At 70.0% G+C, this 14,795-nt stretch carries 11 protein-coding genes; 7 read left to right on the forward strand and 4 right to left on the reverse strand.

Annotated features, from left to right (window positions below):
• Positions 1–11: 11 nt before the first annotated feature.
• Genes IG08_RS0133060 through IG08_RS0133075 form a run of 4 tightly spaced genes read left to right on the forward strand, consistent with a single transcriptional unit; the run spans position 12 to position 3,560 of the window.
• Positions 12–917, forward strand: a complete 906-nt coding sequence (locus IG08_RS0133060; protein ID WP_030611064.1) for an ABC transporter ATP-binding protein — start codon at positions 12–14, stop codon at positions 915–917.
• Positions 914–1,648 carry an ABC transporter permease gene (locus IG08_RS0133065; protein WP_030611067.1) on the forward strand — a complete coding sequence of 245 codons (735 nt, stop codon included), beginning with the start codon at positions 914–916 and terminating at the stop codon, positions 1,646–1,648. The genes IG08_RS0133060 and IG08_RS0133065 overlap by 4 nt, the downstream gene beginning before the upstream one ends.
• A 27-nt stretch (positions 1,649–1,675) precedes the next feature.
• Positions 1,676–2,926 (forward strand): sensor histidine kinase, encoded by a 1,251-nt coding sequence (locus IG08_RS0133070; RefSeq protein WP_030611069.1) that lies wholly within the window; start codon positions 1,676–1,678, stop codon positions 2,924–2,926.
• Positions 2,916–3,560, forward strand: a complete 645-nt coding sequence (locus tag IG08_RS0133075) for a response regulator (RefSeq protein WP_030611073.1) — start codon at positions 2,916–2,918, stop codon at positions 3,558–3,560. The genes IG08_RS0133070 and IG08_RS0133075 overlap by 11 nt, the downstream gene beginning before the upstream one ends.
• On the opposite strand, the gene IG08_RS0133080 is transcribed toward IG08_RS0133075, so the two are convergent.
• From IG08_RS0133080 to glgX, 4 genes are all read right to left on the reverse strand, one after another.
• Positions 3,561–4,973 carry a sulfatase family protein gene (locus tag IG08_RS0133080; protein WP_030611076.1) on the reverse strand — a complete coding sequence of 471 codons (1,413 nt, stop codon included), beginning with the start codon at positions 4,971–4,973 and terminating at the stop codon, positions 3,561–3,563.
• A 77-nt stretch (positions 4,974–5,050) separates the two neighbouring features.
• A complete protein-coding gene (locus IG08_RS63120; RefSeq protein ID WP_420823301.1) occupies positions 5,051–5,152 on the reverse strand; it encodes a putative leader peptide in 102 nt (33 codons plus the stop codon).
• A gap of 28 nt (positions 5,153–5,180) precedes the next feature.
• Positions 5,181–8,246, reverse strand: coding sequence for an NACHT domain-containing protein (locus IG08_RS0133085; RefSeq protein ID WP_030611079.1), 3,066 nt, complete (start codon positions 8,244–8,246; stop codon positions 5,181–5,183).
• Positions 8,247–8,333: 87 nt separating this feature from the next.
• On the reverse strand, positions 8,334–10,586 hold the full coding sequence (gene glgX / locus IG08_RS0133090) for a glycogen debranching protein GlgX (RefSeq protein ID WP_030611082.1): 2,253 nt from the start codon (positions 10,584–10,586) through the stop codon (positions 8,334–8,336).
• A 320-nt stretch (positions 10,587–10,906) separates the two neighbouring features.
• Here glgX and IG08_RS0133095 point away from each other — a divergent pair, with 320 nt between their 5' ends.
• The 3 genes from IG08_RS0133095 to IG08_RS0133105 all read left to right on the forward strand — a co-directional run bounded on the left by IG08_RS0133095 (position 10,907) and on the right by IG08_RS0133105 (position 14,588).
• Positions 10,907–12,121 (forward strand): L,D-transpeptidase, encoded by a 1,215-nt coding sequence (locus IG08_RS0133095; protein WP_030611084.1) that lies wholly within the window; start codon positions 10,907–10,909, stop codon positions 12,119–12,121.
• A gap of 165 nt (positions 12,122–12,286) precedes the next feature.
• The gene (locus tag IG08_RS0133100) at positions 12,287–13,546 is read left to right on the forward strand and encodes a L,D-transpeptidase (RefSeq protein WP_030611086.1); all 1,260 of its coding nucleotides are present in this window, start codon (positions 12,287–12,289) and stop codon (positions 13,544–13,546) included.
• A gap of 274 nt (positions 13,547–13,820) precedes the next feature.
• On the forward strand, positions 13,821–14,588 hold the full coding sequence (locus IG08_RS0133105) for an enoyl-CoA hydratase/isomerase family protein (protein WP_030611088.1): 768 nt from the start codon (positions 13,821–13,823) through the stop codon (positions 14,586–14,588).
• Positions 14,589–14,795 lie beyond the last annotated feature (207 nt).

Genomic DNA, 14,795 nt, shown 5'->3' on the forward strand with positions numbered 1-14,795 from the left:
ACCCTGGACCCATGTCCTTCATCGAAGTAAGCGATCTGCGCAAGTCCTACGGCGGCCGCCCCGTCGTCGACGGCGTCTCCTTCGCCGTCGAGGAAGGCGAGATCTTCGGCATCCTCGGCCCGAACGGCGCCGGCAAGACCACCACCGTCGAGTGCGTCGAGGGCCTGCGCGTGCCCGACGCGGGCCGCGTCCGCGTCACCGGCCTCGACCCCGTCGCCGACCACGCGCGCGTGGCCCGCGTCCTCGGCGCCCAGCTCCAGGAGAGCGAGCTGCAGGCCAAGCTCACCGTCCGTGAGGCGCTGCAGCTGTACGCCGCGTTCCACGAGAGGCCCGCCGACTGGCGCCCCCTCGCCGAGCGCCTCGGCCTCACCGACCGGCTCGACGCCCGCTTCGGCAAGCTCTCAGGCGGCCAGAAGCAGCGCCTGTTCATCGCGCTCGCACTCATCGGCAACCCCCGGATCGTCGTCCTCGACGAGCTCACCACCGGCCTCGACCCGCGCGCCCGCCGGGACACCTGGGAGCTGATCGAGGAGGTCCGCGCGGGCGGCGTCACCGTCCTCCTCGTCACCCACTTCATGGAGGAGGCGCAACGGCTCTGCGACCGGATCGCCGTGATCGACAAGGGCCGGATCGCCGCCCTGGACACCCCGGCCGGCCTCATCCAACGCTCGGCGGGCGCCACCGTCATCAGCTTCACCCCGTCCGCCCCGCTCGACGAACACGACCTGAACGCGCTGCCCGCACTCGCGTCGGCCGAGCACAAGGACGGCCGCCTCACCCTGTCGGGCACCGACGCGACCGTGAACGCCGTGATCACACTGCTCGCCCGCCGGCACGTCACCGCCCACCAGCTCCGCGTCGTCGACGCCACCCTCGACGACGCGTTCCTCGACCTGACACAGGAGGCAACGGCATGAACGCCGCCGTACTGAAGACCGAGGTCCGTCTCTTCCGCCGCGAACCCGGCGCCCTCTTCTGGATCCTGCTGTTCCCGACCCTGCTCCTGGTGATCCTCGGCTCGATCCCGTCCTTCCGCGGCCACGAGGCCGACCTCGGCGGTCTGCGGACCATCGACGTCTACGTCCCCGTGGCCGTACTGCTGGGGCTGATCGTGGGCGGCCTCCAGGCCATGCCGCAGACCCTCACCGGCTACCGCGAGCGCGGCATCCTGCGCCGGATGTCCACCACCCCGGTCCGGCCGTCCGCCCTGCTGTCCGCGCAGATGCTCGTCTACGGCGGTGCCGCCCTGGCGTCCGCGCTGCTCGCCCTCGTCGTCGGCCGGCTCGCCTTCGACGTACGACTGCCCGAGCAGCTCTTCGGATACCTGCTCGCCCTGGTCCTGGCCGTCCTGGTCGCCCTCGCGCTCGGTGCGGTGATCTCGGCCCTGTCCCGGACGACGAAGATCGCCGGCGCCATCGGGTCCGCCGTGTTCTTCCCGGCGATGTTCTGCGCGGGCCTGTGGGCGCCGGTGCAGACCATGCCTGACGTCCTCGCCCGGATCGTCGGGTACACCCCCTTCGGGGCGGCCGCCGAGGCCCTGAACCGGGCCGCGGCCGGCGACTGGCCGGGCTGGACCCACCTGGGTGTCCTCGTCGCCTGGACGGTGCTGCTCACGGCCGCCGCGTCGCGCTGGTTCCGCTGGGAGTAGGGGAGAAGACCCGTGCAGACTGGGGAGATGACCTCGGCCGACCACCTCGAGCACCGTCAGGACCAGTTCCACACCTGGGGTGTCTACGGGCTGCTCGTCGTCTCCATCCTCCTCGCGGTCGTCTCGAGCGAACTGATGGGGAGCCCCGCCGAGTGGTACGCGGCCGGGGCGCTGGTGCTCGCCGCGGTGGCGCTCCAGTTGTGGCACGGGCCCCGCCACGGCCGCCGGACCCCGTCCCGCCGCGGGACCGTCTACTACGTCCTGCGCTGGGCGATCTCCTTTCCCCTCACCTGGATCAACCCGTTCTTCGGTTTCTACGCGGCCTGCGGCTACTTCGACAGCGACGAGACGATCCCGGGACCATGGCGGCAGCGGATCGGTCTCTTCGCCACCGCCGTCGTCCTGGCGGGCACGCAGGCCGGCGGGCTGCCGTTCCACAGCGCGGTCCAGTGGCCGCTGTTCGGCGTGATGCTGCTGACGAACACCGCCCTGCTGGGGCTGGCCGGCCATCTCGCCCAGCAGGAGGAGCAGCGCTCCCGCGACCGGGCCGTCACCATCACCGAACTCGAACGCACCAACACCGCGTTGCAGCAGGCCCTCGACGAGAACGCCGCCCTGCACGCCCAACTCCTCGTCCAGGCAAGGGAAGCCGGAGTCGCCGACGAACGCCGGAGGCTGGCCGCGGAGATCCACGACACCATCGCCCAGGGTCTGACCGGGATCATCGCCCAGCTCCAAGTCGTGGCGAACGCACCCGACTTGACCATCGCCCGCACCCACCTCGCACGCGCGTCGGACCTGGCCCGGCACAGCCTCGGCGAGGCCCGCCGTTCCGTGCAGAACCTCGCCCCCGTGGCCCTGGAGAACGCCGGACTCCCGGAAGCCCTGAAGAAGACGGTCGCCGAATGGGGCGAACGGACCGGCGTACGCGCCGAGTTCACGCTCACCGGCACGGCGGAACAGCTCCACGAGGAGGTCGCGGCGACGCTCCTGCGCATCGTCCAGGAGGCCCTCTCCAACGCCGCCCGGCACGCCCGGGCCACCCGCGTCGGCGTCACCCTCTCCTACCTCGGTGACGAGGTGATCCTCGACATCCGCGACGACGGCCGCGGCTTCGACCCCCTCGCCCTCCCGGAACGCACCCGCACCGGCGGCTTCGGCCTCGACGGCATGCGCGCCCGCGCCGAACGCATCGCCGGCTCCCTCACCGTCGAGTCCGAGCCGGGTCACGGCACGGCGCTGTCGGCTCGCGTACCGTTGGTGCGCCATGACCAGTGACGTGGGTATTTCGGTGCTGATCGTCGACGACCATCCCGTCGTACGGGACGGCCTGCGCGGCATGTTCGAGTCCGCGCCGGGGTTCACGGTCCTGGGCGAGGCGTCGAACGGCGTCGAGGCGCTGGAGAGGGCCGCCGCGCTCGACCCCGACGTGATCCTGATGGACCTGCGGATGCCGGGCGGCGGCGGAGTCGACGCGATCGCCGAGCTGACCCGGCGGTCCGCCCGCTCGAAGGTCCTCGTCCTGACGACGTACGACACCGACTCCGACACCCTGCCCGCCATCGAGGCGGGCGCGACGGGCTATCTGCTGAAGGACGCCCCGCGCGACGAGCTGTTCACGGCCGTCCGCGCGGCGGCCGAGGGCCGCACGGTGCTGTCCCCGGCCGTCGCCTCCCGTCTGGTCTCCGCGGTCCGTACTCCCCGGGCTCCCGGCAACGAGCCGCTCTCCGCGCGCGAGCGCGAGGTGCTGGCCCTGGTCGCCAGGGGCACGTCCAACCGCGAGATCGCCCGTGAGCTGTTCATCAGCGAGGCGACCGTGAAGACCCATCTCACCCACCTGTACGCCAAGTTGGGCGTCAAGGACCGCGCGGCCGCGGTGGCCACGGCGTACGACCGCGGGATCCTCGGCTAGCTAGGCGGGCGGGTACGGCAGGAGCCCGTCCGCGATCTTCTCCCAGGCCGCCTTCAGCTCGGCGAGCAACTCCGGCTTGTCGGGGGCGAGATCGGCCTGTTCGCGGGAGTCGGCGGCCAGGTCGTAGAGGTGATCGGTCTTGGCGTCGTCCTGGTAGTACTTCCAGTCGCCGCGCCTGAGAGCCCGGTTGGCCCGCACCCGCCAGAACAGGTCCCGTTCCGGCAGTTCCTCGCCCTTGAGCAGGTACCCGGCGAGGCTCGTGCCGTCCAGCGGGTACGCCGGGTCGGGCCGGGCGCCGCCCACCTCCAGCAGGGTCGCGGTCCAGTCGGGGGAGAAGTTCGGCTCCTGGCTGACCTGGTTGCCGTCGAGGCGGGCGGGCCAGCGCACGATGGTGGGCACCCGGATACCGCCCTCCTGGAGGACGAACTTCTCGCCGCTCAGCGGCCACAGGTACGACCAGCGCTCACCGCCGTTGTCGCTCGCGAACAGCACCAGCGTGTTCTCCTCCTGCCCGGACCGGCGCAGGGCCGCGAGCACCTCGCCGACGGCCGCGTCCAGACTCTCCACCATCTGCGTGTACTTCTCGACGGAGCCGCCGTCGTAGTGGTTGAGCGCCTTGCTGACCTCGGCCTGGGTCTTCGCGGCCCGGACCTTCGCCTCGATCTCGGCGCCGGTCTCCTCGTCGCCCTCCGCCAGCCACGGCCAGTGCGGGGTGGTGAAGTTGAGGTTCAGCAGCCAGGGCTTGTCGTGGTCCCGGCCGACGTACTCGACGGCCCGCTCGGTGAGGACCTCCGTGTAGTACCGCAGGTCCTTGTACTCGGCGTCCCCCTCATAGAGGTCGTAGTCGCCGAGCTGGCCCAGCTTGGAGAAGTACTCCAGCACGCCTCCGTGGTTGCCGAAGAACTCGTCCCAGCCGGACTTGGTCGGGCTGTAGTCCGGCAGCCAGCCACAGTGCCACTTGCCGATGAGCGCGGTGTCGTAACCGGCCTTCTTCAACAGGGAGGCGAGTGTGGGGTGGTTCGGGTCGAGCCCCTGCGTCTTGTTGGCGATGGGCTCGGCGAGGCCGCCCGGCGTACGGCCCGGATACCGCCCGGTGTACAGACTGAACCGCGTCGGCGAGCAGGTCGCCGACCCCGAGTAGGCATCGGTGAACCGCACGCCCTGCCGGGCCAGCCGGTCCAGGTTCGGCGTCCTGATGTGCGGCGCGCCGTACGACGACAGGTCGGCCCACCCGAGGTCGTCACCAAGGATGACAAGGATGTTGGGCTGTTTGCCGGAAGCGGCGGAGGCACGGGCCTTGAAGGGGCGTTCGGCGGGAGCGGCGGCCTCCGCGGCAGCGGCCGTACCGGCGACGGCGGTCACGGCGCCACCGCCGACGAGACCACCGAAGGCACGGCGGGATATTTCAGGCATAAGGGATCCTCGGAATCGGCGCACCCGTAGCAACAGGGCACGCCAAAGGGGGAGAAGAAAGGGAGAGGGGCTACGGCTCAGCGACAGATGGCGCTGGACTGCCGGCATAGATCGACGTGGCGTCGCTCCACGAGCGCGACGAGCGCGCGGGGGTGGTCGGCGGGGAGCCTCATGACCATGGACGGTGCCAGTTCGACGTGCGGTGCGTCAAGGTGCCGCGTGCGCCTCTAGGGCGATGAGGCGCAAGGGATTGTTGATCTTGCTATCGATGTGGGCGACGGCGAAGATCGCCGCCGTCGTGAGGGCGGCCAGCGTGCCGGTCACGGCCAGGGTCACGGGCCAGCCGAACAGATCCCGGCCCGAGACCAGACCAAGGAAGCACAGGTAGGTGACACCGGCCATTGCGACGAAGAAGGAAGTCAGCATCATGTACTCCCCCACGTCGGAGTCCATGGAGGATCTGTCGTCGATCCAGATCCCCCCGAAGAGCCCCGCCACGGCCAGCACGATGACGCTGCCGACCGTGATGGCCAGCCAAGAAGGCCCCCAGAGAGCCATTCCTCCGGGATGCCAGCCGAAGACTCTGCTCAGCAGACGTGTGGCTCCGAGCCCGATATCGAGGCCCAACAGCGGCAGTCCTGTGGCCCACGCGAGAGCGCTGAATACGCGGGGTGGTTCGACCTGCTCATTGATCGTGCGCCATCGGGTCTGGTCCGACCCGGCCATATTCGACCACTTGACATGGTTGCCACCGAACCGGACGCTCAGCAGTTTCGCTTGGACGTGCCACGGGAGCGCCCGCAGGGCGGCCCGCTGCGGGCCCGCGACACCGAAGCGTTCGAGGAGTACGTCACGCAGCGGTTCCAGAAGGGATCGGCCCGTCTCGGTTGCGGCCTCTTCCTCACGCCAGAGCCGGTGGAGTGCAAGCCGCAGGGAGTGGTCACTGACTGGGTCCGGTTGCATGTAGAAGCGCATGTTGGAGCGTGAGCTGCCCCTGATTCCGTCGGCAATCTCCTGCCAGGCCTCCTGATCATCGCCCGAGGGCGGAGTCCCGAACGGAGCACAGGCGAACAGCGGTATCCCGATGTAGGGATGGATGCCGGGGACCTCTCCGGCGGCGTCCAGGGCGCCATGGTCCATCAGCCAGGCGGCCCGGGCTGCCAGGGCCTGCAGTACACCGGTGGGCCGGAAGGCCTCTCCGATCCAGAGGTGCTGATCGTGCTGCGAGGCGTTCGGAGGCAGCACGAAGTCGGTGAGTGCGTTGCGTACGTCCGGATTGCGCATCAGGGCGGCCAGATGCCAGGCGGCCGCGCTCGCCGTGTCGGACGCGAAGGCGGGGCGGAAGCCGTCCGCCCCGGTCCAGAGCAGCCCGGCCAGCCGCAGCGCCGCCGCCGGAGTCCCCACGGCGCCCAGCGAACGCACGGCCCATGTCTCACCCCGTTCCGCCGCCCGGGCCAGCGCGGGCACCGCCACGTCGCCCATCGCCTGGAGTGCCGCGCGAGCCTCGTCGTCCTCGAGTTGGGCGAGGGTCGCGGCGGCTTCCTGTCGGCCGGAGACGATCAGGGCGCGCACCGCGGCCGAGCGGCGTGGGGTGAGCGGTCCCCGGGCGGTGCCGATGAGCGCCTCGCGCACGCGCCGCCCCCGCAGCCCGCTGCTCGCGGCCAGAGCGCCGAACCCCTTGGCGACGTCCCCCTCCGTGTCGCCCGGGGTGCCGAGCCGTTCCAGGAAGAAGGTGAGGATCTCCTCCGCGAGCGATTCCTCGATGTGGACCGCGTCGGCCAGACACTGCAGGGCCAGCACCTTCCGCCACATGTCGGTGTCCTCGAAGACCTCGCGCACCACCGGGGTGCAGTCGAGGTGCGTGACCGCGCACCACATGCGGACGGTCTCCCGCCACGGCTGCGGGGCGCGCCGGTAGTGCTCCATCAACTGCTGTCCGTCGGTGCGCAGTTCACAGGCGGCGAGGTATTCCAGCAGGGTGAGGTGGGTGAACTGGTAGTGCCGTCCGCGGTCGATGTCCTTGAGGAGTTCGCTGCGCGCGACGATCTCGTTCAGCATGCCCTGGAGGTGGGGGCTGCGCTCCAGGTCGAAGCCGGGCAGCAGCGCCTCGATCACGGTCTCGAACTGGGCGCGAGTGATCTCCTGCCGGTCGCCTCGTGCCGACGACGCGCTCAGCTGGGCCAGGGCGAGCCGCTGCAGGACCAGGGTCTTGCGTCCGGCCCGGTAGGTACCGATCGCCTCGCTGCGGTTGAGCAGCCGGTCCCGGTCCAGCAGATGGGCCACCGCCATCTCGTAGAACGAGGCGCGTGAGTTGGGCAGCGGCCCCACGCTCTCGGGGCGGTCGCCGGACTGTAGGTACGCGATCATGGTCAGCATCAGGGGACTGCGCGCGAGCACCTTCAGCTCGGGATCCTCCTGGAGCGCCTGGAAGATCCGTGCCGCCGTCACCTGATCCTTGAGGTCGGGCCACTTGGACAGGAAGCGCAGGATCGAGACGTCGTCGAACTCGGCGACGTGCACCTCTTGGTGGAAGACGTCCTGCAACTGCTGCTCGTAGGCCGCGGTCCGGCACGAGACGACCATGGTGCATTCGGTGTAGTGCACCGCGAAGTCCCTGAGTTCCCTGACCACGCGCTCGAAGTGGTCGGTGCCCACCTCGTCCAGGCCGTCGAAGAACACCCGCAGTCCGCCCGTCTCCAGGCGTGTCCGCAGCATGTCGGCGGCCCTCGCCTTGGAGATGCCGGCGTTCTCGAACCGCCTTGCGATGAGCTCCTCGAACGGCTCCTGCGCCGTGTTGCACGTGTGCAGGTGCACGATGACGGGCAGTTCCCTGTCGTCCTTGCCCTCGGCCCAGTTCAGCAGCTCGTGCTTGAGCAACAGTGACTTGCCGGCACCCGGGGCGCCGAGCAGCATGGTCCGGTGATGGGCGCGCAACAGGGCGGTGGCGTCGCCGCGCCCGCCGTCCACCTCGCACTGGAGCGGCACATAGACGTCCCGCAGGCCGGGGGCCGCCTGGCCGCTGCTGCCCGATGCCTGGGAGAGTCCCAGCCGCACCTTGGAGTTCTCGGCCCTGACCTGGTTCCGGTAGCGCTGCAGTTTCCGGCCGCCGACGGGGCGCAGTCGCCGGTACAGCCTTCCGGCGGCCCCCGGTGTCGCCTTCGCCGCGTCGCCCGCCAGCGTCGTGAAGTACGGCCGTGCCACGAAAAGGAGGAAGGCCAGCGCAGCGACCCCGCCGATTCCGTATGGCAGCAGCTTGTCGATCTGTCCGCTCACGCGAGGAGGGTATCGGTGTGTATATGCCCCCTGAACTGCCTTTTCATAAAAGGGTGTTGGCGAAATTCCGACCCGATGTCACACCCGTCACTCCACTCGCAGCAGCAACACGGCCCGCGCCGGCACCGTGATCGCCGCCCCCGCCCGGTGCACCTCACCCGGCGCTTCTCCCTGCTCCTCCCGGGAGGTGTCGACGACCACCTCGTACCGCTCCGCCCATGGTGCCGCCGGCAGCACGAAGCTCGCCGGTCGGTCCCCGGCGTGCAGGACGGCGAGGAAGCTGTCGTCGAGGATGGGGGCGCCGCGTTCGTCCCGCCCCGGTATGTCACGGCCGGACAAGTACATGCCGAGCGTGGCCGCGGGCGCGTACCAGTCCCGTTCCGTCATCTCCGTGCCGCGGGCCGTGAACCAGGCCAGGTCGCGCAGCCCGTCCGCGGAGTGCGCCCGGCCGGAGAAGAAGGCCCGGCGGCGCAGGACCGGGTGCTGGTGGCGCAGTGAGATCAGTCGGGAGGTGAGGTCGAAGAGGGCCTTCCATCCCGGTTCCTCCAGCAGGCTCCAGTCCAGCCAGCTGATCTCGTTGTCCTGGCAGTACGCGTTGTTGTTGCCCCGCTGGGTGCGCCCCAGCTCGTCACCCGCGACCAGCATCGGCACGCCCGTCGACAGCAGCAGGGTCGTCAGGAGGTTCCTCAACTGGCGGCGCCTGAGCGCCCGTACGCGCTCCTCGTCCGTCTCGCCCTCGGCCCCGCCGTTCCATGCCCGGTTGTCGTCCGTGCCGTCCCGGTTGCCCTCGCCGTTGGCCTCGTTGTGCTTGCGCTCGTACGACACCATGTCCCGCAGGGTGAAACCGTCGTGCGCGGTGATGAAGTTGACCGAGGCGTAGGGGCGGCGACCGCCCCATGCGTACAGGTCGCTCGATCCCGACAGGCGGTAGCCCAGGTCCCGTACGTCCGGCAGCGCGCCCCGCCAGAAGTCCCGTACGGCATTGCGGTACCGGTCGTTCCACTCCGTCCACAGGGGAGGGAAGGCCCCGACCTGATAGCCGCCCGACCCCACGTCCCACGGCTCGGCGATCAGCTTCACCCGCCGCAGTACCGGGTCCTGCGCGATGACCGCCAGGAAGGGGGAGAGCATGTCGACGTCGTGCATGGAACGGGCCAGCGCGGCCGCCAGGTCGAAGCGGAAGCCGTCCACGCCCATCTCCGTGACCCAGTAGCGCAGGGAATCGGTGATCAGGCGCAGCACGTGCGGCTGTACGACGTGGAGCGTGTTGCCGCAGCCCGTGTAGTCCGCGTACCGGCGTGCGTCCGACTGCAGGCGGTAGTAACCCCGGTTGTCGATGCCCTTCAACGACAGCGTGGGGCCCAACTCGCCCGCCTCCGCCGTGTGGTTGTAGACCACGTCGAGGATGACCTCGATCCCGGCCGCGTGCAGCGCGCGCACCATCCGCTTGAACTCGCCGACCTGCTGTCCCGTCGTGCCGGAGGCGGCGTAGGCGGCGTGCGGGGCGAAGTAGCCGATGGAGTTGTAGCCCCAGTAGTTCTTGAGCCCGCGCCTGAGCAGGTGATCCTCGTGCGCGAACTGGTGGACGGGGAGCAGTTCCACGGCCGTCACGCCCAGCTTCACCAGGTGCTCGATCGCCGCCGGGTGCGCCAGTCCGGCGTACGTCCCCCGGAGTTCCTCGGGGATGTCGGGGTGCAGCCGTGTGAAGCCCCGTACGTGCAGCTCGTAGATGACCGAGTCCGCCCAGGGCGTCTTCGGCCGGCGGTCGTCCATCCACTCGTCGTCGGTGGCGTCGTCGTGGACGACGACGCCCTTCGGGACGTACGGCGCCGAGTCCCGGTCGTCGCGCACGGTGTCCGCGACCTGCTGCTGCGGCCAGTCGCGGACGTGCCCGTACACCTCGGGCGGCAGGCTGAAGTCGCCGTCCACCGCGCGGGCGTACGGGTCCAGGAGCAGCTTCGCCGGGTTCCAGCGGCCGCCGGTCCACGGGTCCCAGCGGCCGTGCACCCGGTAGCCGTAGCGCTGACCGGGCATGACACCCGGCACGAAGCCGTGCCAGATCTCGTGCGTGAGTTCGGTCAGCCGGGCCCGGGTCTCCTTGCCGGTCTCGTCGAACAGACACAGCTCGACCGCCTCGGCCCCGCCCGCCCACAGCGCGAAGTTGGTGCCCGCCACCCCGTCCGGACCGACCCGGAACCGGGCACCCAACGGCATCGGCGCACCGGGCCACACGGGTACGCCGGGGGCCCTGCGCTGCCGCGTGCCGTTCACGCCCGCGGGGCGCTCCTCCTCGACGGCACGCCCGTCGGCCACCGCCTCCTGCTCGGCTGCGCTGGACACCTCTGTCAGCCTCCCACGGCTCGTGGAACGACGGTTAGAAGGGCGTACGGCGTCCCGGCCGCGGCACCCCCCTCACGTCGTCCTCCCCACTGTTCTGCCCAGCACTTGCCCAAGCGACCCCGGGGAAGTGCAGGCACGCCCCCACGACGCCCGGCACGCACTCTCGCCGCACCGGTCAAAGGCCCCGCGTGACTCCGCCACGAGGACCTTCGTCCGGCACGCCGAGAGCACGCACCGAACGCCACGGGAACGCACCTGCACTTCCCCGAGGCCGCTTGCGCTCACGTTTCCCCGGGGCGGGCCCGGTCGTTGGGCACCCCGTGAGGCATGCACAAGGGCGCGCGCGGCGCGTGGGGGCCGCACTGGCCGCCGTACTGACATGGGCAGGACTGCTGGCGGGCTGTACTTCGGGCGGCGGTGGAATCGACGAGGCGCTGGGGAGACCCCCGGCGCCCGAGGACGTCATCCGGATCGTCCCGGACGACCAGACCAAGGGAGTGTCACCCGAGGAGAAGCTCCGGGTCCGAGTGCCCAGCGGGCGCCTGGAGTCGGTGAAGGTCGTCAAGTCCCAGGACGCACAGGAGTCCCCGGTGCCCGGGCACATCTCCGACGACGGCCTGCGCTGGGAGCCCGACGAGGAGAAACTCGCGCTGGCCGCCAAGTACACGGTCGACGCCGTGGCCTTGGACGGTCACGGGCGGCGGTCCGCGCGGCACACCACCTTCACCACGTACGTCCCGGAGGAGCGCTTCATCGGGTACGTCACCCCCGAGAACCGCTCCACCGTCGGCACCGGGATGATCGTCTCCCTGGAGTTCAACCGGGAGATCGAGGACCGCGCCGCCGTCGAACGCGCCGTCCATGTCACCGCGAAGCCGCCCGTCGAGATCCGCCCGCACTGGTTCGCCAAGGGCCGCCTCGACTTCCGTCCCGAGCAGTACTGGAAGCCCGGCACCCGGGTCACGGTCTCGCTCAGACTGCGCGACGTGGAAGGGGCGCCCGGGGTCTACGGGCTCCAGTACAAGACGTTCTCCTTCACCGTCGGCCGCAGCCAGGTCTCCCTCGTCGACGCGGCCGAACACACCATGCAGGTCCGGCGCGACGGCGAGCTCCTCGCCACCGTGCCGATCACGGCCGGCGCCCCGAAGACCACGACGTACAACGGCAGGATGGTCGTCACCGAGATGCTGGAAGTGACCCGCATGAACAGCCGCACGGTCGGCTTCGGCGGCGAGTACGACATCCCGGACGTCCCGCACGCCCTGCGCCTCACCGACTCCGGCACCTTCCTGCACGGCAACTACTGGGCGCCGAACGCCCCTGGCAAGGTCAATGTCAGCCATGGCTGCGTGGGTCTGAGGGACGTGAAGGGGGGCAGTTCGGACACGCCCGCGGGCTGGTTCTTCGACCGCAGCCTCATCGGTGACGTCGTCGAGGTCGTCCACAGCAATGACAAAAAGGTCGCTCCTGACAACGGCCTCGGAGGGTGGAATATGGGATGGAAGGAGTGGAAGGCGGGCAGCGTGGTGAAGTAACCAGGTGGGGACGGGATGAGGGCCTCGGACGGGCGAGCGCGGTTGGGACCGAACGGTGACAATCGCACCCCGCCGACGGCCCTGATCTTGCGGTTAATATGCGCCAACAGCGCGGGATGCGTAGGGGTGGCGGGCCCGGACCAGGCCCGGCGAGGGGAGAAGGACTTGAACGTGCGACCGATATCGGGGGCGTCGGTTGACGCGCGGGGGCATGGCCGTAAGGCGCTGTTGGCGCTTGCGTCGGGAGTGCTGCTGATCGCTGTCACCGCGTGCGGCGGGGGCGGTGGCTCGGACGCCGCGTCCGACGCGAAGGACAAGGGCAAGGACTCCTCCCAGGCGGAGACCAAGCAGTCGGAGGCGGTCGTCTCCATAGCCCCGAAGAACGGCGCGAAGTCCGTCGACACCAGCGGCGCGCTCAAGGTCGGCGCCGCCAAGGGCACGCTGACCGAGGTCTCGGTCAAGGACGGCAAGGGCACCGAGATAGCCGGGAAGATCACCGGCGGGGGCGCCGCCTGGACGCCGTCCACGCATCTCGCCTCCGGCACCAAGTACACCGTGCACGCGGTCGCCAAGGACTCCGAGGGCCGTACGGCCGCCGAGGACTCCAGCTTCACCACCCTCACCCCGCAGAACACCTTCGTCGGCAACTTCACGCCCGAGGACGGCTCCAAGGTCGGCGTCGGAATGCCGTTCTCGATCCGCTTCACCCGGGGTATCACCCACCCCGAGGACGTCGAGAAGGCCATCACCATCAAGACCGAGCCGGCCGTCGAGGTCGCGGGCCACTGGTTCGGCAACGACCGCCTCGACTTCCGTCCCGAGAAGTACTGGAAGGAAGGCACCAAGGTCACCGTCGGGCTCAACCTCGACGGTGTCGAGGGCCGCGACGGCGTCTACGGCGACCAGACCAAGACCGTCTCCTTCACCATCGGCCGCAACCAGGTCTCCGTGGTCGACGCCAAGAAGCTCACGATGAAGGTCATGCAGGACGGCAAGGTCGTCAAGACCATCCCGGTCACCACCGGCAAGCCCGGCATGGAGACCTGGAACGGCCAGATGGTCATCAGCGAGCGCCTCACGGTGACCCGTATGAACGGCGCGACGGTCGGCTACACCGACGCCGAGGGCAAGGGCGAGTACGACATCAAGGACGTACCGCACGCCATGCGCCTGACCAACTCCGGCACCTTCATCCACGGCAACTACTGGGGCGGCGGCGCCTTCGGCAACTACAACGCCAGCCACGGCTGCATCGGCCTGCGCGACGTCCAGGGCGGCTACGACAGCGGCGTGCCGGCCGCGTGGTTCTTCAACCACTCGATGATCGGCGACGTGGTGGTCGTGAAGAACTCCGACGACGCGACGGTCGCCGCGGACAACGGCTTCAACGGCTGGAACATGTCGTGGGAGAAGTGGAAGGCGTAAGTCTTACGGCGACGTCACGGCCCCGGTGCGAGGTACGGCACCGGGGCCGCTGCCGTCAGTCCGCGTGCCGTGTCTGCCTGGGGGCGACCCCCGGACCCCCGGACCCCCCGGACCTCCCGGACCCCCAGACCCCCGGCCGAGTGTGAGCGACCGCACCCGGCCGGTTGCCGTTAGTCCCCGTGCTGTGTCTGTCTGGGGGCAACCCCCAGACCCCCGGCCGAGTGTGAGCGACCGCACCCGGCCGGTTGCCGTTAGTCCCCGTTAACCTGCTGGCATGACCGTGAATCTCGAAGTCGCCGCAGGCGTCGGTACGATCCGTCTGGACCGCCCGCCCATGAACGCGCTGGACGTGGCCACACAGGACCGGCTCAAGGAGCTCGCCGAGGAGGCGACCCGGCGCGAGGACGTACGCGCCGTGATCCTGTACGGCGGGGAGAAGGTGTTCGCGGCCGGCGCGGACATCAAGGAGATGCAGGCGATGGACCATACGGCGATGGTCCTGCGCGCCCGCGCCCTGCAGGACTCGTTCACGGCGGTGGCCCGCATTCCCAAGCCGGTCGTGGCGGCCGTGACCGGCTACGCGCTGGGCGGTGGCTGCGAGTTGGCGCTGTGCGCGGACTTCCGCATCGCCGCCGAGAACGCCAAGCTGGGCCAGCCGGAGATCCTGCTGGGCCTGATCCCGGGCGCGGGCGGCACCCAGCGCCTGTCCCGGCTGATCGGCCCCTCCAAGGCGAAGGACCTGATCTTCACGGGCCGCATGGTGAAGGCCGACGAGGCGTTGAGCCTGGGCCTGGTGGACCGGGTCGTACCCGCCGACGAGGTGTACGCCGAGGCGCACGCGTGGGCGGCGAAGCTGGCGCAGGGGCCGGCGATCGCGCTGCGCGCGGCGAAGGAGTCGATCGACACGGGCCTGGAGACGGACATCGAGACGGGCCTCGCGGTCGAACGCAACTGGTTCGCGGGCCTGTTCGCCACGGAGGACCGCGAGCGCGGCATGAAGAGCTTCGTCGAGGAGGGACCCGGCAAGGCGAAATTCCTCTGAACCGCTTGCAATTGACGTGATGTCTGATCCGGGTCCCTCGTTGGGGCGGTTTATGGGAGCCTTAAGCCAACCTTAAGTCTGCCTTGCCGAGGGAGTCCGTCGATTGCCTCCAACTGAGCCTCCGCCGCAGGTCAGATGGGCTGTTGAAGGCTCCGAAGTGCCTCTGTCATATGCCGATCGACTTCCTCGGAACGACGCATTCCGGGG

The organism is Streptomyces fulvoviolaceus, assembly GCF_000718165.1.
Lineage (GTDB): Bacteria > Actinomycetota > Actinomycetes > Streptomycetales > Streptomycetaceae > Streptomyces > Streptomyces fulvoviolaceus.

Excerpts from the sequence above, each read along its gene's own strand:
- IG08_RS0133060 (WP_030611064.1), top strand. The coding sequence starts at position 12 with ATGTCCTTCATCGAAGTAAGCGATCTGCGCAAGTCCTACGGCGGCCGC.
- IG08_RS0133065 (WP_030611067.1), top strand. The coding sequence starts at position 914 with ATGAACGCCGCCGTACTGAAGACCGAGGTCCGTCTCTTCCGCCGCGAA.
- IG08_RS0133070 (WP_030611069.1), top strand. The coding sequence starts at position 1,676 with ATGACCTCGGCCGACCACCTCGAGCACCGTCAGGACCAGTTCCACACC.
- IG08_RS0133075 (WP_030611073.1), top strand. The coding sequence starts at position 2,916 with ATGACCAGTGACGTGGGTATTTCGGTGCTGATCGTCGACGACCATCCC.
- IG08_RS0133080 (WP_030611076.1), bottom strand. The coding sequence starts at position 4,973 with ATGCCTGAAATATCCCGCCGTGCCTTCGGTGGTCTCGTCGGCGGTGGC.
- IG08_RS63120 (WP_420823301.1), bottom strand. The coding sequence starts at position 5,152 with ATGGTCATGAGGCTCCCCGCCGACCACCCCCGCGCGCTCGTCGCGCTC.
- IG08_RS0133105 (WP_030611088.1), top strand. The coding sequence starts at position 13,821 with ATGACCGTGAATCTCGAAGTCGCCGCAGGCGTCGGTACGATCCGTCTG.